At 69.9% G+C, this 24,427-nt stretch carries 20 protein-coding genes; 11 read left to right on the top strand and 9 right to left on the bottom strand.

The window, feature by feature from the left end:
- Positions 1 to 22 precede the first annotated feature (22 nt).
- Together B7P44_RS09470 and B7P44_RS09465 are read right to left on the bottom strand one after the other, a co-directional pair.
- The gene (locus tag B7P44_RS09470) at positions 23 to 1,702 is read right to left on the bottom strand and encodes a bifunctional protein tyrosine phosphatase family protein/NAD(P)/FAD-dependent oxidoreductase (RefSeq protein ID WP_084903239.1); all 1,680 of its coding nucleotides are present in this window, start codon (positions 1,700 to 1,702) and stop codon (positions 23 to 25) included.
- Positions 1,703 to 1,738: 36 nt separating this feature from the next.
- On the bottom strand, positions 1,739 to 2,605 hold the full coding sequence (locus B7P44_RS09465; RefSeq protein WP_407924014.1) for an MBL fold metallo-hydrolase: 867 nt from the start codon (positions 2,603 to 2,605) through the stop codon (positions 1,739 to 1,741).
- A gap of 349 nt (positions 2,606 to 2,954) precedes the next feature.
- On the opposite strand from B7P44_RS09465, the gene B7P44_RS09460 reads away from it, so the two are divergent.
- On the top strand, positions 2,955 to 4,232 hold the full coding sequence (locus tag B7P44_RS09460) for a sigma-54 interaction domain-containing protein (RefSeq protein ID WP_407924013.1): 1,278 nt from the start codon (positions 2,955 to 2,957) through the stop codon (positions 4,230 to 4,232).
- Positions 4,233 to 4,423: 191 nt separating this feature from the next.
- On the opposite strand, the gene B7P44_RS09455 is transcribed toward B7P44_RS09460, so the two are convergent.
- Entirely contained in the window at positions 4,424 to 5,641 is a 1,218-nt protein-coding gene (locus B7P44_RS09455; protein WP_084903234.1) for an MDR family MFS transporter, read from the bottom strand.
- 487 nt (positions 5,642 to 6,128) lie between these two features.
- Between B7P44_RS09455 and B7P44_RS09445 the strand changes: the two genes are divergently transcribed.
- From B7P44_RS09445 to B7P44_RS09430, 4 genes are all read left to right on the top strand, one after another.
- On the top strand, positions 6,129 to 6,692 hold the full coding sequence (locus B7P44_RS09445; RefSeq protein ID WP_084903229.1) for a DUF2975 domain-containing protein: 564 nt from the start codon (positions 6,129 to 6,131) through the stop codon (positions 6,690 to 6,692).
- Positions 6,693 to 6,702: 10 nt separating this feature from the next.
- Complete coding sequence (locus B7P44_RS09440; protein ID WP_084903227.1) at positions 6,703 to 6,927, top strand: helix-turn-helix domain-containing protein; 225 nt, start codon at positions 6,703 to 6,705, stop codon at positions 6,925 to 6,927.
- 99 nt (positions 6,928 to 7,026) lie between these two features.
- On the top strand, positions 7,027 to 7,644 hold the full coding sequence (locus B7P44_RS09435) for a hypothetical protein (RefSeq protein ID WP_231716601.1): 618 nt from the start codon (positions 7,027 to 7,029) through the stop codon (positions 7,642 to 7,644).
- Between the two features lie 74 nt (positions 7,645 to 7,718).
- Positions 7,719 to 8,246 carry a M949_RS01915 family surface polysaccharide biosynthesis protein gene (locus B7P44_RS09430; RefSeq protein ID WP_084903222.1) on the top strand — a complete coding sequence of 176 codons (528 nt, stop codon included), beginning with the start codon at positions 7,719 to 7,721 and terminating at the stop codon, positions 8,244 to 8,246.
- Positions 8,247 to 8,320: 74 nt separating this feature from the next.
- Here the strand turns inward: B7P44_RS09430 and B7P44_RS09425 are convergent, their stop codons facing one another.
- From B7P44_RS09425 to B7P44_RS09410, 4 genes are all read right to left on the bottom strand, one after another.
- Positions 8,321 to 9,349, bottom strand: coding sequence for a MerR family transcriptional regulator (locus B7P44_RS09425; protein WP_084903219.1), 1,029 nt, complete (start codon positions 9,347 to 9,349; stop codon positions 8,321 to 8,323).
- 111 nt (positions 9,350 to 9,460) lie between these two features.
- Positions 9,461 to 10,984 (bottom strand): efflux transporter outer membrane subunit, encoded by a 1,524-nt coding sequence (locus tag B7P44_RS09420; RefSeq protein WP_084903216.1) that lies wholly within the window; start codon positions 10,982 to 10,984, stop codon positions 9,461 to 9,463.
- A 2-nt stretch (positions 10,985 to 10,986) separates the two neighbouring features.
- Positions 10,987 to 14,166, bottom strand: coding sequence for an efflux RND transporter permease subunit (locus tag B7P44_RS09415; protein WP_084903214.1), 3,180 nt, complete (start codon positions 14,164 to 14,166; stop codon positions 10,987 to 10,989).
- A complete protein-coding gene (locus B7P44_RS09410; protein ID WP_084903211.1) occupies positions 14,163 to 15,272 on the bottom strand; it encodes an efflux RND transporter periplasmic adaptor subunit in 1,110 nt (369 codons plus the stop codon). Before B7P44_RS09410 ends, B7P44_RS09415 begins: the two co-directional genes overlap by 4 nt.
- Before the next feature lie 178 nt (positions 15,273 to 15,450).
- On the opposite strand from B7P44_RS09410, the gene B7P44_RS09405 reads away from it, so the two are divergent.
- Positions 15,451 to 16,071, top strand: coding sequence for a TetR/AcrR family transcriptional regulator (locus B7P44_RS09405; RefSeq protein ID WP_084903209.1), 621 nt, complete (start codon positions 15,451 to 15,453; stop codon positions 16,069 to 16,071).
- A gap of 1 nt (position 16,072) precedes the next feature.
- Here the strand turns inward: B7P44_RS09405 and B7P44_RS09400 are convergent, their stop codons facing one another.
- A complete protein-coding gene (locus B7P44_RS09400; RefSeq protein ID WP_205128698.1) occupies positions 16,073 to 17,806 on the bottom strand; it encodes a ClcB-like voltage-gated chloride channel protein in 1,734 nt (577 codons plus the stop codon).
- A 103-nt stretch (positions 17,807 to 17,909) separates the two neighbouring features.
- A complete protein-coding gene (locus B7P44_RS09390) occupies positions 17,910 to 18,989 on the bottom strand; it encodes a YeiH family protein (protein WP_084903202.1) in 1,080 nt (359 codons plus the stop codon).
- Positions 18,990 to 19,103: 114 nt separating this feature from the next.
- On the opposite strand from B7P44_RS09390, the gene B7P44_RS09385 reads away from it, so the two are divergent.
- From B7P44_RS09385 to B7P44_RS09365, 5 genes are all read left to right on the top strand, one after another.
- Positions 19,104 to 19,997 (top strand): LysR family transcriptional regulator, encoded by an 894-nt coding sequence (locus B7P44_RS09385; protein ID WP_084903200.1) that lies wholly within the window; start codon positions 19,104 to 19,106, stop codon positions 19,995 to 19,997.
- A 113-nt stretch (positions 19,998 to 20,110) separates the two neighbouring features.
- A complete protein-coding gene (locus B7P44_RS09380; protein ID WP_084903197.1) occupies positions 20,111 to 20,875 on the top strand; it encodes a sugar phosphate isomerase/epimerase family protein in 765 nt (254 codons plus the stop codon).
- A 38-nt stretch (positions 20,876 to 20,913) separates the two neighbouring features.
- Complete coding sequence (locus B7P44_RS09375; protein ID WP_084903195.1) at positions 20,914 to 21,906, top strand: sugar kinase; 993 nt, start codon at positions 20,914 to 20,916, stop codon at positions 21,904 to 21,906.
- 148 nt (positions 21,907 to 22,054) lie between these two features.
- The gene (locus B7P44_RS09370) at positions 22,055 to 23,344 is read left to right on the top strand and encodes an MFS transporter (RefSeq protein WP_084903193.1); all 1,290 of its coding nucleotides are present in this window, start codon (positions 22,055 to 22,057) and stop codon (positions 23,342 to 23,344) included.
- Positions 23,341 to 24,315, top strand: coding sequence for an NAD(P)-dependent oxidoreductase (locus B7P44_RS09365; protein ID WP_084903191.1), 975 nt, complete (start codon positions 23,341 to 23,343; stop codon positions 24,313 to 24,315). The genes B7P44_RS09370 and B7P44_RS09365 overlap by 4 nt, the downstream gene beginning before the upstream one ends.
- Positions 24,316 to 24,427 lie beyond the last annotated feature (112 nt).

The following is a 24,427-nucleotide window of genomic DNA, read 5'->3' as shown; positions in this document are numbered from 1 at the left end:
GATGTCATCCGTTCGGGCGGGGTCAGCCGTCGATGGTCGGCTTCGCGAGCCATTCGCGGCCCTTGAGCATCGCCTTCCAGTAGAGCGGCGGCAGCAGCCGTTCCTTCAGCAGCCACGCGAGCCGCGACGGACGCCGGCCGTCGATCAGCCACGCGGGGAAGGTCGGCGCGACCTTGCCGCCGTACAGGAATTCGGCGAGCACGATCCGGCCGCGCTCGACGGTCAGCGGGCACGAGCCGTAGCCGTCGTAGGCCGCATCGCCGCGCGCCTTGCCGAGCGCCGCGAGCACGTTGTGCGCGACGACGGGCGCCTGCTTGCGCGCGGCGGCGGCGGTTTTCGCGTTGGTCGTGTTGGTCGCGTCGCCGAGCGCGAACACGTCGGGAAAGCGCTTGTGCCGCAACGTCGCCGGATCGACGTCGATCCAGCCGGCCGCGTCGGCGAGCGGGCTCGCGCGCACGAAATCGGGCGCCTTCTGCGGCGGCACCACGTGGATCATGTCGAACTCGCGCACGACGGTTTCCGCGCCGCCGTCCGGCAGCGTGCGCCGGAAGGTCGCCTGGCGCGCCGGCCCGTCGATCGCGACGAGGTTGTGGGTGAACTGCAGCGCGATGTTGTAACGCTGCACGTATTCCATCAGCGCGGGCACGTAGTCGGCGACGCCGAACAGCGCGGCGCCCGCATTGAAGAACTCGACGTTCGCGGCGTCGAGGCGGCCGGTGCGCCGCCAGTGGTCGCACGCGAGATACATCGCCTTCTGCGGCGCGCCCGCGCACTTGATCGGCATCGGCGGCTGCGTGAACAGCGCACGGCCGCCCTTGAAGTCGCGCACCAGCTGCCACGTGTACGGCGCGAGATCGTAGCGGTAGTTCGACGTGACGCCGTTGCGGCCGAGCGTGTCGGCAAGGCCGTCGATCGCGTGCCAGTCGAGCTTGAGGCCGGGGCAGACGACGAGCTGCCGGTAGCCGATCCGCCGGCAGCCGTCGAGCACGACCGCATGCGCGTCCGGCTCGAAGCCGGCGACGGCCGCCTGGATCCAGCGCACGCCGCGCGGCAGCACGGCGGACATCCGGCGCGCGGTCGTCTCCGGCCGGAACACGCCCGCGCCGACCATCGTCCAGCCGGGCTGGTAGTAATGGACGTCGGCCGGATCGATCACGACGATGTCGAGCGACCGGTCGCGCGCGAGCAGGCTCGATGCGACCGCGAGGCCGGCCGCGCCCGCGCCGACGATCACGATGTCGTGCCGGGCGTCGACGGCCTGGGCCACGTGCTGGCCGCGCGCCGCGACGCGCGGCGCGATTCCCGCGAGGTCGTAGCCGGCCGCGGCGGCCGTCGCGACGATGTCGTTCAGCGGCCGCAGGCCGGCCTGCGACAGCGCCCACAGCGTGGCCGAGCGCGTGCCGGTGCGGCAGTACGCGAGCACCGGCGCATGCAGCGACTCATTCAGCGACGCGACGAGCGCGCCGAAGCGCGCGGCCTGATCGTCGGTGACCTTGCCGGAATCGACCGGCAGGTCGTGCACGGCGATGCCGAGCGGCGCGGCGGCCGCGCGAATTTCGGCGACGGTCGGCTGGTCCGGGCCTTCGCCGTCCGGGCGGTTGCAGACGATCGCGCGGAAGCCCGCGGCGTGCAGCGCGGGCAGGTCGGCCGCCGTGATCTGGGGCGAGACCGACAGCGTGTCGGTCAGCTTGCGGATAGTCATCTTGTGGGTCCTTCGGTTGGGGCGGCGGCGGGGCGCTCAGATCGCATCGAGCGGGATCTTCAGGTAGCGCACGCCGTTGTCTTCCGGTTCCGGCAAGTGGCCGGCGCGCATGTTGACCTGCACCGACGGCAGCATCAGCACCGGCATGTCGAGCGTTGCGTCGCGCACGGTGCGCATCGCGGCGAAGTCGTCCTCGGTCACGCCGTCGCGCACGTGCACGTTCGCGCGCCGCTGTTCGGCGACGGTGCTCACGTACTGCACGTCGCGGCCGCCGGGCGGGTAGTCGTGGCACATGTAGAGGCGCGTGTCGGCGGGCAGGCCGAGCACGCGCGCGATCGACCGGTACAGCGTGCGCGCGTCGCCGCCGGGGAAGTCGCAGCGCGCGGTGCCGTAGTCGGGCATGAACAGCGTGTCGCCGACGAACGCGGCGCGTTCGTCGCCGCCGTCGACGCAGTAGGTCATGCACGCCGGCGTGTGGCCGGGCGTGTGCAGCGCACGGATCGACAACGCGCCGAGCGGCAGCACGTCGCCGTCCTCGAGCAGCCGGTCGAACTCGCTGCCGTCGCTCGCGAAGCCGGCGCCCGCATTGAACAGGCGGCCGAACACGTGCTGCACGCGCCGCACTTGTGCGCCGATCGCGATCGCGCCGCCGACGCGCGCCTTCAGGTACGGCGCCGCCGACAGGTGGTCGGCGTGCACGTGCGTCTCCAGCAGCCAGCGCACCGTCGCGCCGAGCTCGGCCACGCGCGCGAGCAGCCGGTCGGCGCTGGCGGTGCGCGTGCGTCCCGACTTCGGGTCGTAGTCGAGCACGCTGTCGATCAGCGCGCATTCGCGGCTCGTCGTATCGAGCAGCAGGTAACTGATGGTGCTGGTCGCCGGGTCGAAGAAGCCTTCGACCGACATGACGGGCAGGTTGCTCACGGGATCGTCCTCATTCGGGTTCTGCAATCCGTCAGGTAGTACAAAAACCGTGCCAGGTGGTCGCGATGCGCCGGGGAACGCGCCAGGGGATTGATTCAGTTCGGTTTTTTGCGGGCACGCATGCGGTGGGCGGTGCCCGGCACCGCCAGGCGGCGCGCGCGTGCTGCCAGTTTCGGCAGTGTCGTGGCAGAATTGGCAGTTCGCATGACAGGCCCCGCCGAACCCGACCATGAGCCAGCACGACATCATCCCGATCGTTCCCGCGCCGCCGCGCGCTGCCGCGCCCGACGTGGGCGCGCTCGTCTCCTACCTGGAGCAGGACCCGCAGCCGATGATCGTGGTCGACCCAGACTACCGGATCCTCGCGGCGAACGGCGCGTACCGGCGGCAGTTCGGCGTCGCGGGCGTCGAGCACGTGGGCCGGCATTGCTACCGCGTGTCGCATCACTACGACGTGCCGTGCGACCAGGCGGGCGAGCACTGCCCGATGAAGCAGGCGCTCGAGTCGCGCGGCGCCGACCGCGTGCTGCACATCCATCACACGCCGCGCGGCCCCGAGCACGTCGACGTCGAGCTGCGCCCGATCTTCGATGCGGCGGGCGACGTGATCGCGTACGTCGAGCGGCTGACGACGCTGAAGAGCGCGTCCGCGCAGCCGAGCGCGCAAGGGCTCGTCGGCGGCTCGGACGCGTTCAACGCGGCGCTCGGCGCGCTGCAGCGCGTCGCGCCGTCGCTGCTGCCGGTGCTGCTGCTCGGCGAGTCGGGCACCGGCAAGGAGCTGTTCGCGCGGGCGCTGCACGAGGCGAGCGCGCGGGCGATGGGGCCGTTCGTCGTCGTCGATTGCTCGGGGATCGCCGAGACGCTGTTCGAAAGCGAGCTGTTCGGCTACGAGAAGGGCGCGTTTACGGGCGCGGCGGCGCGCAAGCCGGGCCTCGTCGAAACCGCGCAGGGCGGCACCCTGTTTCTGGACGAGATCGGCGACGTGCCGCTGCCGATGCAGGTGAAGCTGCTGCGGCTGATCGAGTCGGGCACGTTCCGGCGCGTCGGCGGCGTCGAGACGCTGCGCGCGGATTTCCGGCTGGTCGCCGCCACCCACAAGCCGCTGCGCGCGATGATCGACGACGGGCGGTTTCGGCAGGACCTCTATTACCGGATCAACGCGTTTCCGATTCACCTGCCGGCGTTGCGCGAGCGGCACGGCGACGTCGCGCTGCTGGCCGCGTCGATCCTGCGGCGCATCGCGAACGCGCGCGCCGGGGCGGGCGAGGCGGGCGCCGCGCCGTACACGCTGACCGACGCCGCGCGCGCATGCCTCGACGCCTATGCGTGGCCCGGCAACATCCGCGAATTGCGCAACGTGCTCGAACGCGCGTGCCTGTTCGCGGACGACGGCACGATCCGCAGTGAGCACCTGCCGGACGAAATCGCGCTTGCGGACGCGGCGTCGCGGCTGCCGGACGCGTCGCGCGCGCCGTCCGACGACGAACTCGTGCGCGTCGCACGCACGTTCCGCGGCACGCGGCGCGCGCTCGCCGAACGCGTCGGGCTGAGCGAGCGCACGCTGTACCGGCGGCTGCGCGCGCTCGGGCTCGCGACGCGGGACGCGTAGGGCCGGCGCGGCGGCCTCACGCGTCCGACCGTTTACGCGCGCTCAATGGGACGGCGCTCTGCTAGCCGGCAGAACGGCCGCCGGGCGCGGGTCGATGCGAAGCACAACGCGGCGCGAAGGGTTCTGCCGACGTTCATGATCGACACTGGAAGCGGAGCGGACGAGGCGCGGTGCGCCGGCGGGCGGGGCCGTCAGCGGTTCTGGACTTCGAGCCGGCCCGCCGGCGCGGGCCTGATCTGCGAGCCGACGGCGAACGTGAGCAGGCTGAGCAGCGCGATGAAGCCCATGCCGTAGAACATCGCGGCGCCGCCGTAGTGCAGCAGCACGAGACCGCCAAGCCAGGGCCCGAGCAGGTTGCCGACGTTGCTGAGCGAATGCGCGCCGTAATAGATGCCGCGCAGCGGCTCGGGCGTGATGCTGTCGAGGACCGCGTATTCCGACGGGATGAGCAGCACTTCGCCCCACGTGAAGACGACCATCGACACGACGAGCGCGATCATGTTCGGTGAATTCGCGAAGCCGGCCGCGCCGATCGCGAGCAGGATCGCGCCGAGCGTGAGCGACGTGAACGGCCCGCGCCGTTCGCCGATGCGGTTCAGCAACGGCTGGCTCAAGACGACCGTGATCGCGTTCGTGCTCATCAGCCAGGCGAACATCTTGAGCCCGTCGTCGAACGCGCCGATCAGGTACTGCGAGAACGTGACCGACATTTCGCCGTGCACGGCGATCGCGAGCATGCTGCCCGCGGTGAAGAGGACGAGGCGCCGGTCGGTGCCGATGACGCGCAGCTTCGCGGCGAGCGGCAACTCGGAGGCGGCCGCTTCGTGCGGCGCGCGGCCGACCGCGAGCCGGGCCGTGATCGCGTAGATCGCGATCGAGAACAGCAGGTAGACGGCGGCCGTGATGAGAAACACGGGGGATTTGTCGAGCAGGCCGAGCGACGCGCCGAGCAGCGGCCCGATCGCGAAGCCGATGTTGATCGCCACGTAGCGCCGCGCGAATGCGCGCAGCCGCTGCTCGGGCGGCAGATTGTCGCTGATGGTCGCCTTCGAGACCGGATCGTAGAACGAGCTCGCGAGATTGATGAAGAGGTTGATGACGAAGATCTGCCACGCGTCGGCCGCGAAATGAAGCGCGGCGAACGACAGGCTCGATACGACCAGGCAGCCGGTCAGCACCTTGCGCCGGCCGAGCACGTCGGACAGATGGCCGCCGAAGAAGCCGCCGAACGTGCCGACAAGCGCGCCCGTGCCGAGCAGCAGGCCGATCGTCGCCGCGTCGAGCCCCATCCGTTCATGCAGGTAGATCGCCAGAAACGGCAGGCTCATCGCGCGCGCCATGACGACGAAGCCGGTGCCGACGATCAGCAGCCAGACGAGGAGCGGGTGTCTTGCCTTTGCTTGGCTCATGTATGTCTCATCGAGAACCGTTGAGGACCGGCCGTGCCGTACCGATGCGGCGCATGCGCCGTTGCTCGAGCACGCGCCGTGCGCCGTGCCGCGGGTCCGGTATTGTACTCAGCGTTTTCGTGGTTACGTAAGCTTGGCGTCGGCGAAGCGTCAGCTTGCGCTCGACAGGATTTCACGCACGATCGCGAACGTGCGGTCGATGTCGTGCGCGGAATGGTGGCAGTGCGTCACGGCGCGGATGTTGCCGTGGCCGAGCTCCGCCATTCGCACGCCGCGCGCTCGCCGAACGCGTCGGGCTGAGCGAGCGCACGCTGTACCGGCGGCTGCGCGCGCTCGGGCTCGCGACGCGGGACGCCGCGCCGGCATCCCGTCGCTGCACATGCATGCATTGCAATAAATAATCAAACTTGAGCAATCATTAATGATTGTTTTACGATAATTTCTCGCTTAAAATCCGGGCATATTCTCCCTACCGCGAGGAATTCGCATGCCAGCCGATCGCATTGCCCGTGTCAGCCAGCGGATGGCTGCCGTCACGCTCTGCTTCATCGTCGCGATGATGTTGCTCAACGCCGCATGCTGGGTCGCGCCATCGCTGAACGCGACGCCGTCCGGCGCGGGCTTCAGCTTTGGCTTGACCGATTCGCTGATCGCCGGGCTTGGCGTCGACGTCGCCGCGTTTCCTTGGTGGCAGAAGGCCGGCGGCATCGTGCTGTCGAGCGTGCCGCTCGTCGCGCTGGCGAGCGGCTTGCGGCACCTGCGCCGGCTGTTTCGCACCTACGCGGGCGGCGACTATTTCTCGGGGGATGCTGCCCGGCATCTCGGCAAGATGGGGCGCGCGGTCGGCCTCTGGGTCCTGCTGAGCATCGTGTGCGAGCCGCTCCTGAGCATGTGGGCGACGATGCGCGAGCCGGCCGGACGCCATGTCGTCACGATCAGCATCGGCATGCCGTATGTCGTCGCGCTGTTTACCGCGGCCTGCATCCTCGTGATCGCGCACATCCTGCGGCAGGCGAGCGTGCTCGACGCCGAGCACCGGCAATTCGTGTGAGGCGCGCGCCATGCCGATCGTCGTCAAGCTCGACGTGATGCTCGCGACCCGCAAGGTCCGCTCGAAGGACCTCGCGGCGGCCGTCGGCATCACCGAACAGAACCTGTCGCTGCTCAAGCAGGGGAAGGTCAAGGGGATTCGCTTCGCGACGCTCGAGGCGATCTGCCGCCATCTCGATTGCCAGCCCGGCGATCTGCTCGCATTCAGCGACGACGACGTCGCCGACGCGGGCTGACGCGTCGCGGCGACGCGCGCAGCGGCCATGACGGGAAGCGTCGCAGTCCGCCCGGGCAATGCGCGGCGGCTGCGCGTCGGCGCGCTGGCGTTCATCGTCGTGGCGTCGCTCCATCTGCTCGGCTGGCTGGCGCTGCGCTCGGCGTCGATGGCTGAGCGTGCCGCGCGACTGCCGGTCGTGGAGCCTGAAAGGCGGGCGCTGAACGTCGAACTGATTCCATTGCAGACGCCGGCGCAGCCGCGGCGCGAACCGGCGACGATTGCGCCGATGCGTGGCCGGACGGGCGCCGCAGGGTCCGGCGGCGCCCGTCCGCTGCGCGATCGTGGCGCGGGCATGACCACACACGTGCCGGCGCGTTCGGCCAAGGCGGCGGCTCGATTGCCGAAAGCAGAGGCCGTCACGCGTGCGGACACCATGAGCGCCGACGAAAACAGCCCGGCCGACGCGCAGGCCCCTGGCGTCGACTGGCGGCGCGACCTCGATGCGATCGGCGCGCCGCGAACGGTTGGGCGCAGTCCGGCTGCCGTGGCCATCAGCGGGTTGGGGGCGGCGTCCGGCGCGGGTGTGTCGCGGCGGGCAACCGTGGACGCAACGCTCGCGCGCGGGATGTCGGAGGCCCGCCGCGCCGACTGCCGGAACGCATATTCGGGGATGGGGCTGCTCGCGATTCCGGCGCTCGCGCTCGACGCGGTGCGCGATGCCGGCTGCAAGTGGTGAGCGGCGCGTGTCGCATGGCGGCCGCGTGCGCCTTTCGGGATAATGGCGCGTTCCATCCGAGGTTCGCCACCACAATGAAAACAAGCTTCCGCCGCGCCTGGCCCGCTCTCGCCGCCATGCTGTTCAGCCACGCCGTCCTTGCAACCGAATACACGTGGACCGATACGGCCGGTGCGCACGCGGTCACGATCGCGGAGACCCCGCGGCCGGACGGCGCGCAGCTGAGGATCGTCGGGACGCTGAACGGAGAGCCGGACTGGAAGGTGCGCGACGACGTGACGCAATGCGATCTGGACAAGGTGCTCGCCGTCGTGCCGTCGTCGGTCGAAATGCTCGACCTGCTCGGCAACGGGCGCAAGCAGTTTCTGTTCGCGTACAAGATCGGCTGCCGCGGCGACGTGAGCCCCGACGAGGTCAAGTATTTCCTGATCGATCAGGGCAGGAAATACGTGCTGCGCGGCGAGGAGCTCATCACGATGCAGGGCAAGGTGATGGACGGCGGCGCGCCGCCCGTCCCGAACGCGGACCTGAAGGCCAACCCCGCGTTTCTCCGCTACATGAAGAAGCACTGGCGCGGCGTCAGCCTGCGCGCCTATCCGTAATCGCGCGCAGCCAGTCCGCGCCGGTCAGGCGGCCGGGCCGCACGCAATGCGCATGCAACCCGGCCGAGCCCCGCTCAACGCTGCGGGTTCAACTGCGCCATCGCCTCCCGCATGAAGCCGAGCAGCGTCTCGTCGGCCCATGCGTCCTTCGTCAGCACCGGCTCGTTCATCATCGCCTGGCGGAATTTCGCGTGCGTGGCCGGATCGTCGCCCGCGTAGCCGCGGAACAGGTCGAGCCAGCGCCGCGCGAGCGCGCGGGCCTCGGGCGAATCGGGCTGCGCGCCTGCGTCGATCACATCGCGCACGTCGGCCATCAACTGCGGCCATTCCATCGCACGCTCGCCGTAATGCGCGCGCATGAAGCGGATCTCGTCCGGCGCGAGGTACTTCTCGAAGATCCGCATCTTCGTTTCGGCCACCGCGCGCAGCACGTAGTCGCGCAACGCGGTCGAAATGCCTGTCTGCGCCTGCATCGACGGCTCGCGTTCGTGCATCAGGTTCAGCTTCGCCAGCAGCCGCGGGTCGTTGTTCGTGTCGCGCACGAGCAGGGTCATCCAGCGGTCGGCAAGCGTACGCGCACGTTCGTCCTCGGGCGGCACGCCGGCGTCGTGCAGTGCGCGCACGTCGCCGACGAGCGCGATCCATTCCGCGTCGCCGGTCTGGCTCTTGCGGTACATCGGCATGCGCGCGAGTTCTTCCTCGGAAAAATATTTGTCGTACACGGTCATCAACTCCAGTGTGGTGAGCCAATCGGCCAGTTCCGGCTCCGTGCCTTCGGCGAGCTGCGCGTGCAGGCGCACGAGCCGCTCGCGCAATTGCGCGCTCTGTTCGATCTGATGGTCGAGCAGCGTGATCTGCTTCGCGACGAGGTCGACGAGCGGGGCGCCGGGCTGGTACAGGTAGTCGCCGATTTCGGCGAGCGACAGTCCGAAGCGACGCAGGGCCTGGATCTGGTGGAGCCGGGCGATGTCGTCGCGGTCGTACAGCCGGTAGCCGTTGTCGGCGCGCGCCGAAGGCGTCAGCAGACCGATCGCGTGATAGTGATGAAGCGTGCGGACGGTCAGCCCGCTGCGTTTCGCCAGTTCTCCCACTTTCAGTCGCATTCGTTCCTCCGTTTGGTGCGCACACTGGAGTCTCGAACGTTACGCTACGTGAGGGTCAAGCGGAAGATCGGGCGTCGGGCGCAGCGCCCGACGCCCGGCGGACGGGCCGGCTTATTGCGGCGAGGGCGGGCTGTCCGGCGTGGTGGCGCGGGCTTGCTGGCCGGCCGCCGTGCCGGCCGGCGGCGTGCCCATCGCCTGGTACAGCCGCGCGGTGTCCGCGAGCCGCGCGCCCGTCGCGCGGATCTCGTCGAGCCGCGCGTTGCGGTACTGCAGCTCGCTCGCGCGCGACGCCGACGGCGGCAGCGCGCCGAGCCGCACGCGCGCGGCCGCATCGTCATACGCGCCGCGCGCGGCGAGCGCGGCGCGGCCCGACGCGTCGAGCGCCTGCGCGTCGTGCTCGAGCGCCGCGAGCGAGTCGGCGACGTCCTGGAACGCACCCAGCACGGTCTGCTTGTACTGGTCGACGGCGGCCGCGTAGCTTTCCTTCGCCGCGCGGCGCTGCGCGAGCAGCGCGCCGCCGTGGAAGATCGGCTGGCTGAGCGACGCGCCGATGCTCCAGATCGCGCCCGCGCCGGACAGCATCGCCGGCCAGTTGAAGCCGCCTTGCCCCATCGACGCCGACAGCGACAGCTGCGGGAACAGCTGCGCGGTCGCGACGCCGACCTCGGCCGCGGCGGCCTGCAGCGCCGCGTCGGCCGCGCGGATGTCGGGCCGGCTCTGCAGCAGGTCGGACGGCACCACGACCGGCACCTGCGCGGGCAGATGGAGGTCGGCGAGCGCGAGGTCCGCGGGCGCTTGGTCCGGCGTGCGCCCGATCAGCACCGCGAGCGCATGGCGTGCCGAATCGCGCTGCTGGCGCAGCGCGGGCAGGCCGGCCGCGACCGTCTCCGCACTTTGCCGCGCGTTGAGCGCATCGCTGCGCGACGCGGCGCCGAGCGCATGGCGGCGCTCCGCGTCGCGCGCCTGCGCGTCGGCGAGCGCGACGAGCCGTTCGGTCGTGTCGATCTGCGCGCCGAGCACCGACGTCGTGACCGACGCGGTGACGATGTTCGCGGCGAGCGCGCGGCGCGCGGATTCGAGCTGGAACGCGCTGATGTCGACGCGCTTGCCCAGCGCGCGGTTCGCGAAGCGCGACGCGCCGAACAGGTCGATCGTGTAGCGCGCCTGGAGCTGGCCGACGAACGTGTCGTACAGCAGCGTCGGCGCGCCGAGCGCGGGAATCGGCACGCCGAGCGCGCGCTGTCGCGTGGCCTGGCCGCCCGCGTCGATCGACGGCAGCATCGAGCTGCCGATCTGCGCGCGCAGCTGCTCGCGCGCGGCGTTCAGCGTGTGCGCGGCGGCGCCGAGCGTCGGGCTGTTGCGCAGCCCTTCGTCGACGAGCGCGTCCAGCGCGTCGCAGCGGTATTGCTTCCACCAGTCGGGCACCGGCTGCGCGCCGACTTCGAAATGCTGCGCGACGCCTTGCGCCGCGACCGTCTGCTCCGCTTGCGGCGTCGCGCCGTAGTGCGCAGGCGACGGCATCGCCGGCGGCTCGCCGCTCGGCGCGAACCACGCGCAGCCCGCGAGCGCGCCGGCGAGGCCAGCGGCCGCGAGCGCGCGCGCGATGTTCGTCTTCAGGTTCATCGACAATTCCATGGTCAGGCTCCCGACGGCGCGGCGGGCGGCGTGCTGCCCGGCACATCGTGCTCGTCGTTCTTCACGCGGAACCACGCGGCGTACAGCGCCGGCAGGTAGAACAGGGTCAGCACGGTCGCGCTCGTGATGCCGCCCATCAGCGCGGTCGCCATCGGCCCGAAGAAGTTCGAGCGCAGCAGCGGGATCAGCGCGAGCACCGCGGCGGCGGCCGTCAGCGTGATCGGCCGGAAGCGCCGCACGGTCGCGCCGACGATCGCGTCGAAGCGCCCGTGGCCGGCCGCGATGTCCTGCTCGATCTGGTCGACGAGGATCACCGAGTTGCGCATGATGATCCCGAACATCGCGATCACGCCGAGCATCGCGACGAAGCCGAACGGCTGGCCGAACAGCAGCAGCGTCGACACCACGCCGATCAGGCCGAGCGGCGCGGTCAGCACGACCATCAGCACGCGCGAGAAGCTCTGCAGCTGGATCATCAGCAGCGTGAGCACGGCGATCGCCATCAGCGGCATCTGCGCGTTGATCGACTTCTGCGCTTTCGCGCTTTCCTCGACCGAGCCGCCGATGTCGATCCGGTAGCCGACCGGCAACTGCGCGCGCAGCGCATTCAGCTTGCCGTCGATCGCGTGCGTGACGTCGATGCCCTGGGCGCCGGCGCGCACGTCCGACTGCACGGTGATGGTCGGCTGGCGGTCGCGCTCCCAGATCACGCCGTATTCGAGCGACGGCGTGAAGCGGCCGAGCGAGCCGAGCGGCACCGGGCCGTTCGGCGTCGGCAGCGCGAGGCCCGCGAGCTTCGCCGGATCGACGCGGTCGGCCCGCGGCGCGCGCAGGTCGACCGCGATCAGCTTGTCGCGCTCGCGGTATTGCGTGACGGTCGTGCCCGACAGCGTCATCGCGAGGAAGCTCGACACGTCCTGCGACGTGACGTTCAGCTCGCGCGCCTTCTTCTGGTCGAGCTCGAAGCGCACCGAGCGCTCGGCGGGCTCGTCCCAGTCGAACTGCACGTTCACCGTGCGCGCGTCGCCGCGCATCGTCGCCGCGACCTTCTCGGCGATGCCGCGCACGGTCGCGATGGTGTCGCCGCTGACGCGGAACTGCACCGGATAGCCGACCGGCGGCCCGTTCTCGAGCCGCGACAGCCGCCAGCGCACCGCCGGAAACCGCTCGCGCAGCGTGGTTTCGAGCCAGCGCGCGAGCTTTTCGCGATCCTCGACCGATTTCGCGGTGATCACGAACTGCGCGAAGTTCGGCAACTGCAGCTGCTGGTCGAGCGGCAGGTAGAAGCGCGGCGCGCCGCTGCCGACGAAATTGACCGCGTGGTCGATCTCGGGGCGACCGGCGATCGTCTGCTCGAGACGCTCGGTTTCGCGCAGCGTCGCCGCGAACGACGCGCCTTCGGGCAGGCGCAGGTCAACGAGCAGCTCGGGCCGGTCGGAGCTCGGGAAGAACTGCTGCGGCACGAGCGAGAATCCCATCAGCGACACGACGAAGAGGGCGCCCGTGATCGCCAGCACGACGAAGCGCCGCTCGATGCACCAGTGGATCCAGCCGCGCAGCCGCGTGTAGAAGCGTGTGTCGTAGATGTCGTGCTCATGGTCGTCCGGCAAGTGCGCTTCGTGCTCGTGCTTCTTGCGCTCCGGCAGCATGTGGAAGCCGAGCAGCGGGATCAGCACGACGGCCGCGAACCACGACGCGATCAGCGCGATCGCCGACACCTCGAAGATCGAGCGCGTGTATTCGCCGGTGCTCGACTTCGCGAGCGCGATCGGCAAGAAGCCCGACACCGTGACGAGCGTGCCCGTCAGCATCGGGAACGCGGTGCTGGTGTACGCGAACGCGGCGGCGCGCGCGCGGCTGTAGCCCTGCTCGAGCTTCACGGCCATCATCTCGACCGCGATGATCGCGTCGTCGACGAGCAGGCCGAGCGCGAGCACCAGCGTGCCGAGCGACACCTTGTGCAGGCCGATGTCGAACAGGTACATGAAGAGGGCGGTGACCGCGAGCACGACCGGAATCGAGATCACGACGACCATCCCGGTGCGCAGGCCGAGCGACACGAGGCTCACGACCAGCACGATCGCGACCGCTTCGGCGACCGCCTCGAGGAAGTCGTCGACCGAGCGCGACACCGCGTCCGGCATGCTCGACACCTCGGTCAGCTTGAGGCCGGCGGGCAGTTGCGCCTGCAGTTCCTTCGACGTCGCGTCGAGCGCCTTGCCGAGCCGGATCACGTCGCCGCCCGGCCGCATCGTGATGCCGATGCCGAGCACGGCCTTGCCGACGACGGCTTTGCTTTCCGCGCCTTTGCCGTTCGGTCCTGCGTCAGCGCTGCGCATCTGCGTGACGGGCGGATCGTCGTAGCCGCGCTTCACCGTCGCGAGGTCGCCGAGCCGGAACGTGCGGCCATTGATGCGCAGGAGCGTGTCGGCGAGCGCGGCGACGTTGTCGTACTGGCCGCTCGGCCGGATGAACACGCGGTCGTCGGCGGTCGTCAGCACGCCGGCCGACGCCACGCTGTTCTGCGCGTTGAGCGCCTGGCCGAGCTGCTGCGGCGAAATACCGAGACGCGTGAGCTGCGCGTTGTTGACCTCGATGAAGATCCGCTGGTCAGGATCGCCGAAATAGTCGACCTTGGCGACGCCCGGCACGCGCAGCAGCACCGTGCGCAGCTGGTCCGCATAGTCGTGCAGCTGCGCGGGCGAGAACCCGTCGCCCTCGAGCGTGTAGATGTTGGTGTAGACGTCGCCGAACTCGTCGTTGAAGAACGGGCCCTGCACGCCTGGCGGCAGCGTGTACCCGATGTCGCCGACCTTCTTGCGGATCTGGTACCAGGTCTCGGGCACGTCCTTCACGCTCGCCGAGTCCTTCATCGTGAAGAAGATCAGCGATTCGCCGGGGCGCGAGTAGCTGCGCAGGAAGTCGATCGCCGGGGTTTCCTGCAGCTTGCGGCCGATCCGGTCGGTGACCTGCTCCTGCACCTGGCGCGCGGTCGCGCCCGGCCAGAACGTGCGGATCACCATCACGCGGAACGTGAACGGCGGGTCTTCGGATTGGGCGAGGCGCGTGTACGCGAGGATGCCCGCGACCGTCGCCAGCACGATCAGGTAGACGACCAGCGCCTGGTGGCGCAGCGCCCACGCGGACAGGTTGAAGCGGCTTTCTTCGCGAAACGCGCTCATGACGCGAAGTCCTCCGGGTGCAGCGGCGCGATCGCGCGGACCTTCTCGCCCGCGCTGACCGTGTGCACGCCCTGCAGCACGACGCGCTCGCCCGGCTGCAGCCCGTGCGACACGGTCACGGTGCGCTCGTTGAAGCGCGCGACGTCGACGCGGCGCAGCTCCAGCATGTCGTCCTTCGTGCGCACGACCCACACGGCCGGATGCTGGCCGTCGTGGAACAGCGCGGTCGCGGGCAGCGTGATGGTCCCGGCGTCGCGGCCGGCCGTCAGGCCGTCGAACGCGACGTCGGCGGTCATGCCCAGGCGGATGACCGGATCGGGTCGCTCGAGCGCCAGCTTCACGCGGTAGGTGCGGCTTTGCGGATCGGCGGCGGGCGCGATTTCGCGCACCTTCGCGGCGAACTGCCGGCCCGGCAGCGACGGCAGCGTGACGTTCGCCGCATGACCGGGCGCGAGCGACGCGAGCGCCGCTTCGGGGACGTCGCTGACGACGTCGACGTCGCCCGCCCACGCCAGTTGGTAGACGGGCTGCCCGGCGGACACGTTCTGGCCCGTGTCGGCCTGTTCGGCGGTGATGGTGCCCGCGTGGTCGGCGACGAGCGTCGCGTAGCGCAGCTGGTTGTTCGCGAGCGCGAGCTGCTGCTGCGCCTGGTCGCGCTGCGCGAGCGCCGATGTGTAGGCGTCCTCGGTCTGCTCGAGCTGCGCGGTCGCGATCAGGTTCTCGCGGGCCTGCGCGCGGTCGCGCTCGAGCTGCTGCTTCGCGTACGCGAGGCGGTGCGCCGCGGCGTCGAGCTGCGCCTGCGCGCTCGCGGCGTTCTTCTCGACGTCGGACGGATCGAGCAGCGCGACGACCTGGCCGGCCTTCACGGTGTCGCCGAGCCGCACCTTGCGCTCGACGATCTTGCCGGCGATGCGGAACGACAGCGGCGTCGCGTAGCGCGGCTGGATCTCGCCGGGCAGCATGCGCGACACCGCGGCGCCGTCGGCGCGGGCCGGCTGGGTGACGACGGGGCGGGGAGCGGGCGGTGCGGATTCTTTCGGATGACAGGCGGCGACGACGAGTGCGGCGCCGATCAGCAGCGCAGCACGGGAACCGGAGCAATTCACGAAACCCCCAGAGGCGGTAACAACGGAGCGAAACCGGCAAGCGGCGGGCGCTTGCCCCGAGCGGCGCGGCACGATGCGCGCGGACAAGATATTTCGGATACTGTTTCGAATTCTAATACAGTGCTGTATCTGAATGCAAAGATGAATCTGAAAGCCGGTTGGTGCTAGACTTCGCGCCATGAAACCAAAGCGCTTGACCCGGGAACAGAGCAAGGACCAGACGCGCGAGCGTCTGCTGAACGCTGCACAGTCGATTTTTCTGAAGAAAGGCTATGTCGCCGCGAGCGTCGAGGACATCGCCGCGGCGGCCGGCTATACGCGCGGCGCGTTCTACTCGAATTTCCGCGGCAAGGCGGAGCTGCTGCTCGAGCTGCTCGAGCGGGACCATGCGTCCGTGCAGGGGGATTTGCGGCAGATTTTTGAAGGCGGCGGCACGCGCGAAGAAATGGAAGCGACCGCGCTCGCCTACTACCGGCGGATGCATATCGACGACCGGTGCTACCTGCTCTGGGTCGAGGCGAAGCTGCAGGCGGCGCGCGACGCGAAGTTCCGCGCGCGGTTCAACCAGTTCCTGCAGGAATCGCGCGCGCGGATGGCCGACATCATCCGCGCGTTCGCGGAGCATTCGGGCACGCCGCTGCGGCTGCCGGCCGAGACGCTCGCGCTCGGGCTGATGAGCCTGTGCGACGGCGTGCAGTCGTACTACACGGCCGATCCGCAGCAGGTGTCGGCCGAGGCGGCCGAGGCCGTGCTCGCGGGGTTCTTCTCGTGGGCGGTGCTGGGGCGCGCGCCGGACTGAATCAGCGCTCGCCCGTCATCCGCCGGTACGCGTCGAGCAGCGACGTCTTGTAGACGACGCCCGCGAGCGTCGGCTCCGCCGTGCTCTCGATCACCGGCAGCCGCTCGCCCTGGAAGCCCATGAACAGCTCGAGCGCGGTGCCGAGCGGCATGTCGGGCGTGAGGAGCGGAAACGGCGTGTGCGCGTAGTGCGCGGCCGTCTTGTCGGCCGTGTCGCGCTTGTCGAGCAGGTCGCACGTGATGTCCTTCAGCGCGACCGCGCCGCGAAAGCACCCCGCGTCGTCGGTCACGTACAGGTATTTCACCGGGTATTCGAGGAACACGCGCGTCATGTCGGCGACGCTCGCGGTCAGCGGCACGACCGTCTGCGCGGGCTGGATCAGCTCGCGCATCTGCGTCGTCCGGATCCGCAGGCGTTCCTGCGCGTCCTGGTGGTGGCGCAGCGTGATCTCGTACATCGACGTCGTGCCGGTTGCGCGCGCGACGAAATACGCGACGACGCACGACACCATCAGCGGCAGCACGACCTGGTAGCTGAGCGTCATCTCGAAGATCATCAGGATCGCCATCAGCGGCGCCTGCGTCGCGCCCGCCATGAACGCGCCCATCCCGACCATCGCGTATGCGAAGTACGCGGATGTGTGTCCCGGCCACAGTGCCTGCATGCCGAGCCCGAACAGCGAGCCGAGCACCGCGCCGACGAACAGCGTGGGCGTGAAGACCCCGCCGATCGCGCCGGAGCCGGCGGTGGCCGCCGTCGCGAGCACCTTGAACACCAGCACCGCGACGAGCGCCTGCCAGGTCCATGGCGAATGCAGGATCTGGTTCACGACGCTGTAGCCGTTGCCCCAGACGTCCGGAATCCACACCGAGATCACGCCGACGATCAGGCCGCCGATCGCGAGCCGCACCGGCAGCGGCGCGGGCAGCCGCTTGAACTGGTTCTTCGACGCGTCGAGCAGGTGCAGGAACTGCGGCGCGAGCACCCCGCACAGCAGGCCGAGCACGACGAACAGCAGCACCTCGGGGCCCGCGACGGCCGGGAACACCGGCATCTCGTATGGCGGCCGGTAGCCGGCGAATTCGCGCATCACGATGTTCGCGACGACCGATGCGACCACCATCGGGCCGAAGCTCTCCATCGCGATCGCGCCGAGCACGATCTCCGACACGAAGAACGCGCCGGCGATCGGCGCGTTGTACGCGGACGTGATGCCGGCCGCCGCGCCGCACGCGACGAGCAGGCGCAGCCGCGGCGGGTCGAAGTGCGCGAAGCGGCCGACGAGCGACGCGGCGAGCGCGGCGAGCTGCACCATCGGGCCTTCGCGGCCGATCGAGCCGCCGGTGCCGATCGTCAGCAGCGACGACACGCTGCGCCACAGGCTTTGCCGCACCGGCACGACGCCGTTGCCGAGCGCGACCGCCTCCATGTAGTCGGTCTTGCGCGTTTTCGTGTCGCCGCGGGTCGCGAGCAGCAGCACGCAGCCGGCGAGGAAGCCACCCGCGGCGGGGAGCCAGAAGCGCACGTACCACGGCAGGCGTTTCGCCATTTCGACGAAGCTGCCGCTGCTGCCCGACACCACCCGCTGCACCAGCTCGATGCCTTCGCGGAACGCGATCGTCGCGAACGCGCCGCCGATCCCGACGATCACCGACCAGATCAGCATCGTATGGGCGTCCGACAGGCGGAACAGCGTTTGGGCGCGGGTGCGCAGCTTCAGCAGGAAAGAAAGCACGACTGAGCGAAGACCGTGGAAAACGACGCGAAGCATAGCACTGCGCCGCGCCCGCGGGACCTTCCCGGCGGGCGCGGCGCGCGAGGCGAAACGGGCGGGCGGCTCAGCCGAGCCAACGCTGGACCGCCCAGGTGATGCCGTAGCCGCCGGCGATCAGCCACACGTACAGGATCAGGCCGGTCGTCAACGCGCGGGGGCCGGCTTCGCGGATCTGCGACACGCGGGTCTCGATGCCGAGCGCCGTCATCGCCATCGTCAGCGCGAACGTGTCGAGCACGTTGAGCGTGTGGGTGAGCTCGGCCGGCAGCACGTTCAGCGAGTTGACGATCACGAAGCCGAGGAAGCCGAGCGCGAACCACGGCACCGCGATCCTGCGCTTGCCGTGCGCGCCGTCGGCGGCTGCGTTGGCCGATGCGTTCGCCGAGCGGGCGAGCCACCAGCCGAGCGCGAGCAGCACCGGCACGAGCAGCATCACGCGGGTCATCTTGACGATCGTCGCGATGTGCGCGACCTGCGGGCTGACGTCGCTCGCCGCGCCGACCACCTGCGCGACCTCGTGGATCGTGCCGCCGAAGAACAGGCCGAGGCCGGCCGGATCGAGGTTCAGCAGCCCGGCGTGATACGCGAGCGGGTACACGAACATCGACAGCGTGCCGAACAGCACGACGCTGCCGACCGCCATCGCGCTCTGGTGCGGCTTCGACTGCAGCGTGGATTCGAACGCGAGCACCGCGGCCGCGCCGCAGATCGCGCTGCCGGCGGCGGTCAGCAGCGCGGAATCGCGGTCGAGCTTCATCAGCTTCATGCCGGCCCAGGTGCCGATCACGAGCGTGCTGACGACGACCAGCACCGACACGGTCAGGCCCGGCAGGCCGACCTGCGCGATTTCCTGCAGGCTCACGCGCAGCCCGAAGAACGCGACCGCGATGCGCAACAGCTTGCGGGCCGAGAAGTTGACGCCGGCCGCCCAGCTGGCCGGCATGCCGTCGCGCAGCGCATTGCCGTACAAGGCGCCTGCGACGATGCCGACGATCAGCGGGGAGAGGCCGAGCCCGGCGATCGCGGGCAGTTCGGACAGGCTCGTCACGGCCGCGGCGAACAGCGCGACGAACAGGATGCCGTTCAATTGGCCGCGCATCGACGGCGCGGCGTGGCTGAGATGGGGAGTCGGAGCGGTAGACATGATGGAACCCGGATCGGATCGTCATTTCAATGCCCTAATCCTAGTTTGGTTATATCGATATGAAAAATTGTGATTTGTGACATAAACTATCTGGAAAACCGATAATTCATCTCCATGACCCCGGATCAACTGATAACGTTCGCGGCCGTCGCCGAGCATCTGAACATCAGCCGCGCCGCGTTGGCGCTGCATCTGTCGCAGCCCGCGGTGTCCGGCCAGCTGCGCCTGCTGCAGGACGAGTTCGGCGAGCCGCTGTACCAGCGCGACGGCCGCGGCATCCGGCTGACGCCGGCCGGCGAGCAGCTCGCGCAGTACGCGAACGCGCTGCGCGACACGTTCGCGCAGGCGCGCGCGTTTCGCGACGCGGTGCGCGGGCTCGACGCCGGCACGCTGCGGATCGGCGCGAGCACGACGCCCGCGAGCTACCTGCTGCCGTACCTGATCGCCGCGTTCCAGCCGACGGCGCCGCGCGTCGCGATCCAGACGATGAGCGGCAACACGTCCGAAGTGGTCGCCGCGCTGCCGTCGCTCGACATCGCGCTGATCGAAGGCCCGCCGGGCGAGGCCCTGCCGCCCGGCACGGCCGTGCATGCGTGGCACGAGGACGAGATCGTCGCGATCGTGCCCGCCGGGCATCCGCTGGCCGCGCCCGCGCACGCGGGCGGCGCGACGCTCGATGCGCTGGCCGCGCATCCGCTGGTGCTGCGCGAGGAGGGCTCGGGCGTGCGGCAGCTCGTCGAGCGCGCATTCGCGCACGCGGGCGCGCCGATGCGGGTCGCGCTCGAGATCGCCGGCGTCGAGGCCGTGAAGGAGGCGGTGCGGGCGGGGATGGGCGTCGGCTTCGTGTCGGCGATGTCGCTGCGGCATGACGATGCCGCGCTCGTGATGCGCTCGTTCGCGCCCGCGCCGCTCACGCGCCATTTCTCGATCCTTGTGCCGCACGGCGGCGCGCCGTCGCGGGTCGCGGCGCAGTTCCTGGCGCTGTGCCTTGCGCAAAACGGCATGTGATGCGCGCACGGGGCAATTCCTAGGGATTTCCTCTATGGCGTGCCCCCCGCACGAGGCGCACCATCCGTCTCACGCAAATGGAACCGGTTCCATTCCGGTGATAAAAGGGCAACATGGCAGACATCGTGATCGTGGCGAGCGCATTCGGCATGGACCGGGTGCGACAGGAGGGCCACCGGGCATTCGTCGAGACCGCCGCGCAGGCGGGCGCGGCCGGGTTCGAGGTGCGGCGCGAGCTGTTCGCGTCCGATGCGGACGCGGCGCATGACGCGCTGGCCGCGCTCGGCGCGCACGTCGCGGCGCACGGCTTGTGGTCGGTCTATTCGACGCCCGCCAACTTGTATACCGACGCAGGCGCGCTCGACGCCGACGCGTTGCGCGACACGCTCGCCGAAGCCGACGCGCTTGGCGCGCGCTTCGTGAAATTCCAGCTCGGCGGCTTTGCCGGCAACGCGCACGCGGCCGACATTGTCGCGCTGTCGCGGGATGCGCGCGCCCGGGTCGTCGTCGAAAACGGTCAACTGCCGGTCGGCGGCTCGCTCGCGCAGTTCCGCGACCTGTTCGCCGCGCTCGACGCGGCCGGCGCGCCGCGCGCGCTCGGCATGACCTTCGACATCGGCAACTGGCAATGGCCCGGCGAAGCGCCGCTCGCCTGCGCGGATGCGCTCGCGCCGCACGTCGAATACATTCATTGCAAGGCCGTCGAAGGCGAGGGCGCACGCCGTTTCGCGGTCGCGCCGGCGCAGCACGACCCGCTCGTCACCGCCGTGCTGGCGGCGCTGCCGCGGCACGCGCCGCGCGGCATCGAGTTTCCGTTCGACGCCGCCGACTTGGGGCGCGATGCCCGCCGGCGCGTCGCCTGGCTCGAAGCCGCTTGAAGTCGCTTGAAGCGCGAAGGATCCGGAGGAATTCACTGATGCACCAACCACTCGATGTCGTCACCTACGGCGAAGCGATGGCGATGTTCGTCGCCGCCGAGACCGGCCACCTCACGCACGCGTCGCAATTCACGAAGCGGATCGCGGGCGCCGACCTGAACGTCGCGATCGGCCTGTCCCGCCTCGGTTTCCATGTGGGCTACGTGAGCCGGGTCGGCCGCGACTCGTTCGGCGGCTACGTGCTCGACACGCTCGCGCGCGAACGCATCGACGCGTCGTGCGTGACGGTCGACGACCGCTATCCGACCGGCTTCCAGCTGAAGTCGCGCAACGACGACGGCAGCGATCCGACCGTCGAGTATTTCCGCAAGGGCTCGGCGGCGAGCCACCTGTCGTGCGAAGACTACGTGGCCGACTACGTGCTCGGCGCGCGCCACCTGCACCTGACGGGTGTCGCGCCGGCGATTTCCGCCACGTCGTGCGAGCTCGCGTTCCACCTGGCCCGCGAAATGCGCGCGGCCGGCAAGACGATCTCGTTCGATCCGAACCTGCGCCCGACGCTTTGGCCGTCCGCCGAAGCGATGGCGAACACGCTGAACGCGCTCGCGGCACTCGCCGACTGGGTGCTGCCGGGCCTCGCGGAAGGGCGGCAATTGACCGGACGCGACGCGCCGGCCGACATCGCGCGCTTCTATCTCGCGCAGGGCGCGCGCGGCGTCGTGATCAAGCTGGGCAAACAAGGCGCGTACTATCTGACCGCCGACGGCCGCGAAGGCACGGTCGACGGGGTGTGCGTCGAGAACGTCGTCGACACGGTCGGCGCGGGCGACGGCTTCGCGGTCGGCGTCGTGAGCGCGCTGCTCGAAGGCCGGAGCGTCGAGCACGCGGTCGCGCGCGGCAACCGGATCGGCGCGCTGGCGATCCAGGTGATCGGCGACTCGGAAGGCCTGCCGACCCGCGAGCAGCTCGACTGTCTCGAAAACGTCAGCAATCCGGCCGATCGCGTAGAGGAAACCTTCGCCGCGCAATAAGATGCCGGGCACGGCACAATCGCGGGCTATTTCGTCGCTTTGCACGGGACCTGGGTGCGAAGCATGGGGCTGGAACCGGTGCTGAAGCACCCGTTCCGGTCGACAAAGCGCTGGAGCGCTCACTCAGGTCGACTTAGGAGACATATCCATGACTGCCAATCTCGCCGCCCGACGCTGGTGGATGATCATGCCGATCATCTTCATCACCTACAGCCTCGCCTATCTCGACCGTGCGAACTACGGGTTCGCGGCGGCGGCCGGCATCAACCAGGATCTCGGCATCAGCAAGGGCCTGTCGTCGCTGATCGGCGCGCTGTTCTTCCTCGGCTACTTCTTCTTCCAGATCCCGGGCGCGATCTACGCGGAACGCCGCAGCGTCAAGACGCTGGTGTTCTGGAGCCTCGTGCTGTGGGGCGCCTGCGCGGCGCTCACGGGCGTCGTCAGCAACATCCCGTCGCTGATGGCGATCCGCTTCGCGCTCGGCGTCGTCGAGGCGGCGGTGATGCCGGCGATGCTGATCTACATCAGCAACTGGTTCACGAAGAGCGAACGCTCGCGCGCGAACACGTTCCTGATCCTCGGCAACCCGGTCACGGTGCTGTGGATGTCGGTGGTGTCGGGCTATCTCGTCCACGAATTCGGCTGGCGCCACATGTTCATCGCCGAAGGCGTGCCGGCGATCATCTGGGCCGTGTGCTGGTGGTTCCTCGTGCAGGACAAGCCCGCGCAGTCGACCTGGCTCACCGACCAGGAAAAGCGCGATCTCGACGCGGCGCTCGCGGCCGAGCAGGCGGCGATCAAGCCGATGCGCAACTACGGCGAGGCATTCCGCTCGCCGGCCGTGATCAAGCTGTGCGCGCAGTACTTCTGCTGGAGCATCGGCGTGTACGGCTTCGTGCTGTGGCTGCCGTCGATCGTCAAGAACGGTTCCGCGCTCGGGATGGTCGCGACCGGCTGGCTGTCCGCGCTGCCGTACCTGGCGGCGACGATCGCGATGCTCGCGGCGTCGTGGGCGTCCGACAAGCTCGGCTCGCGCCGCGGCTTCGTGTGGCCGTTCCTGCTGATCGGCGCGGCCGCGTTCGCCGCATCGTACGCGCTCGGCTCGACGCACTTCTGGATCTCGTATGCGCTGCTCGTGGTCGCCGGCGCCGCGATGTACGCGCCGTACGGCCCGTTTTTCGCGATCGTGCCGGAGCTGCTGCCGAAGAACGTCGCGGGCGGCGCGATGGCGCTGATCAACAGCATGGGCGCGCTCGGTTCGTTCGTCGGCTCGTATTTCGTCGGCTACCTGAACGGCGCGACCGGCTCGCCCGTCGCCTCGTACGCGTTCATGAGCGCCGCGCTGGTCGCCGCGGTGATCCTCACGCTGTCCGTCAAACCCCAGGCGCGCGAGGCACAGCCGCTCGGCGCGCCGCTGCAAGGAAAAATGCCTCAATGAAGCCTCGTATCGTCGCCTACAAGCCGCTGCCCGATGACGTCCTCGCGTACCTGCGCGAACATGCCGACGTCGTGCAGGTCGACGGGGCCGACGCGCTCGCCGCAGCGCTCGGCGACGCGGACGGCGCGATCGGCGCGAGCCTGAAGATCCCGCCGCCGATGCTCGAGCGTGCGCCGCGGCTGAAGGCCTGGTCGACGATCTCGGTCGGCTACGACAACTTCGACGTCACGGACCTGACCCGGCGCGGCATCGTGCTCGCGCACACGCCTGACGTGCTGACCGAGTCGACCGCCGACACGGTGTTCTCGCTGATCCTCGCGTCGGCCCGGCGCGTCGTCGAACTGGCCGAGTGGGTGAAGGCCGGCCATTGGCGGCACAGCATCGGCCCGGACCTGTACGGCACCGACGTGCAGGGCAAGACGATCGGGATCGTCGGGCTCGGACGGATCGGCGCGGCAGTCGCGCGCCGCGCGGCGCTCGGCTTCCGGATGCGGGTGCTGTACACGAACCGCTCCGTCCAGCCGGATGCCGAGGCGCAGTACGGCGCGCGCCGCGTGACGCTCGACGAACTGCTCGCCGAGTCGGATTTCGTGTGCCTGCAGGTGCCGCTGTCGGACGAGACGCGCCACCTGATCGGCGCGGCCGAACTCGCGAAGATGAAGCGCGGTGCAATCCTGATCAATGCGTCGCGCGGGCCGGTCGTCGACGAGGCGGCGCTGATCGACGCGCTGCGCGCGGGCACGATCCGCGGCGCGGGCCTCGACGTGTTCGAGCGGGAGCCGCTCGCGGCCGATTCGCCGCTGCTGCGGATGAAGAACGTCGTCGCGCTGCCGCACATCGGCTCGGCGACGCACGAAACGCGGCACGCGATGGCGCGCTGCGCGGCGGAGAACCTGGTCGGCGCGCTGGCCGGCACGCTGCGCGTCAATCTGGTCAATCCGGACGCGTTGACCCAGGCGCGCGCCGGCTGAGCGTGCGGACGCGGCCGGGAGGGGCCGGGTACGACGGGCTTTTTTCGCGTCGATGGGTTAGAGTCGACGGACTTGGTGTCGGGCAGTCGGCTGCGTTATGATCGCCCGCTCG

The organism is Burkholderia ubonensis subsp. mesacidophila (assembly GCF_002097715.1).
Classification (GTDB): domain Bacteria; phylum Pseudomonadota; class Gammaproteobacteria; order Burkholderiales; family Burkholderiaceae; genus Burkholderia; species Burkholderia mesacidophila.
This window is presented reverse-complemented; position numbering and strand designations above follow the sequence as displayed.

Excerpts from the sequence above, each read along its gene's own strand:
- B7P44_RS09470 (WP_084903239.1), bottom strand. The coding sequence starts at position 1,702 with ATGACTATCCGCAAGCTGACCGACACGCTGTCGGTCTCGCCCCAGATC.
- B7P44_RS09465 (WP_407924014.1), bottom strand. The coding sequence starts at position 2,605 with ATGTCGGTCGAAGGCTTCTTCGACCCGGCGACCAGCACCATCAGTTAC.
- B7P44_RS09460 (WP_407924013.1), top strand. The coding sequence starts at position 2,955 with ATGATCGTGGTCGACCCAGACTACCGGATCCTCGCGGCGAACGGCGCG.
- B7P44_RS09455 (WP_084903234.1), bottom strand. The coding sequence starts at position 5,641 with ATGAGCCAAGCAAAGGCAAGACACCCGCTCCTCGTCTGGCTGCTGATC.
- B7P44_RS09445 (WP_084903229.1), top strand. The coding sequence starts at position 6,129 with ATGCCAGCCGATCGCATTGCCCGTGTCAGCCAGCGGATGGCTGCCGTC.
- B7P44_RS09440 (WP_084903227.1), top strand. The coding sequence starts at position 6,703 with ATGCCGATCGTCGTCAAGCTCGACGTGATGCTCGCGACCCGCAAGGTC.
- B7P44_RS09430 (WP_084903222.1), top strand. The coding sequence starts at position 7,719 with ATGAAAACAAGCTTCCGCCGCGCCTGGCCCGCTCTCGCCGCCATGCTG.
- B7P44_RS09425 (WP_084903219.1), bottom strand. The coding sequence starts at position 9,349 with ATGCGACTGAAAGTGGGAGAACTGGCGAAACGCAGCGGGCTGACCGTC.
- B7P44_RS09420 (WP_084903216.1), bottom strand. The coding sequence starts at position 10,984 with ATGGAATTGTCGATGAACCTGAAGACGAACATCGCGCGCGCGCTCGCG.
- B7P44_RS09415 (WP_084903214.1), bottom strand. The coding sequence starts at position 14,166 with ATGAGCGCGTTTCGCGAAGAAAGCCGCTTCAACCTGTCCGCGTGGGCG.
- B7P44_RS09405 (WP_084903209.1), top strand. The coding sequence starts at position 15,451 with ATGAAACCAAAGCGCTTGACCCGGGAACAGAGCAAGGACCAGACGCGC.
- B7P44_RS09390 (WP_084903202.1), bottom strand. The coding sequence starts at position 18,989 with ATGTCTACCGCTCCGACTCCCCATCTCAGCCACGCCGCGCCGTCGATG.
- B7P44_RS09385 (WP_084903200.1), top strand. The coding sequence starts at position 19,104 with ATGACCCCGGATCAACTGATAACGTTCGCGGCCGTCGCCGAGCATCTG.
- B7P44_RS09380 (WP_084903197.1), top strand. The coding sequence starts at position 20,111 with ATGGCAGACATCGTGATCGTGGCGAGCGCATTCGGCATGGACCGGGTG.
- B7P44_RS09375 (WP_084903195.1), top strand. The coding sequence starts at position 20,914 with ATGCACCAACCACTCGATGTCGTCACCTACGGCGAAGCGATGGCGATG.
- B7P44_RS09370 (WP_084903193.1), top strand. The coding sequence starts at position 22,055 with ATGACTGCCAATCTCGCCGCCCGACGCTGGTGGATGATCATGCCGATC.
- B7P44_RS09365 (WP_084903191.1), top strand. The coding sequence starts at position 23,341 with ATGAAGCCTCGTATCGTCGCCTACAAGCCGCTGCCCGATGACGTCCTC.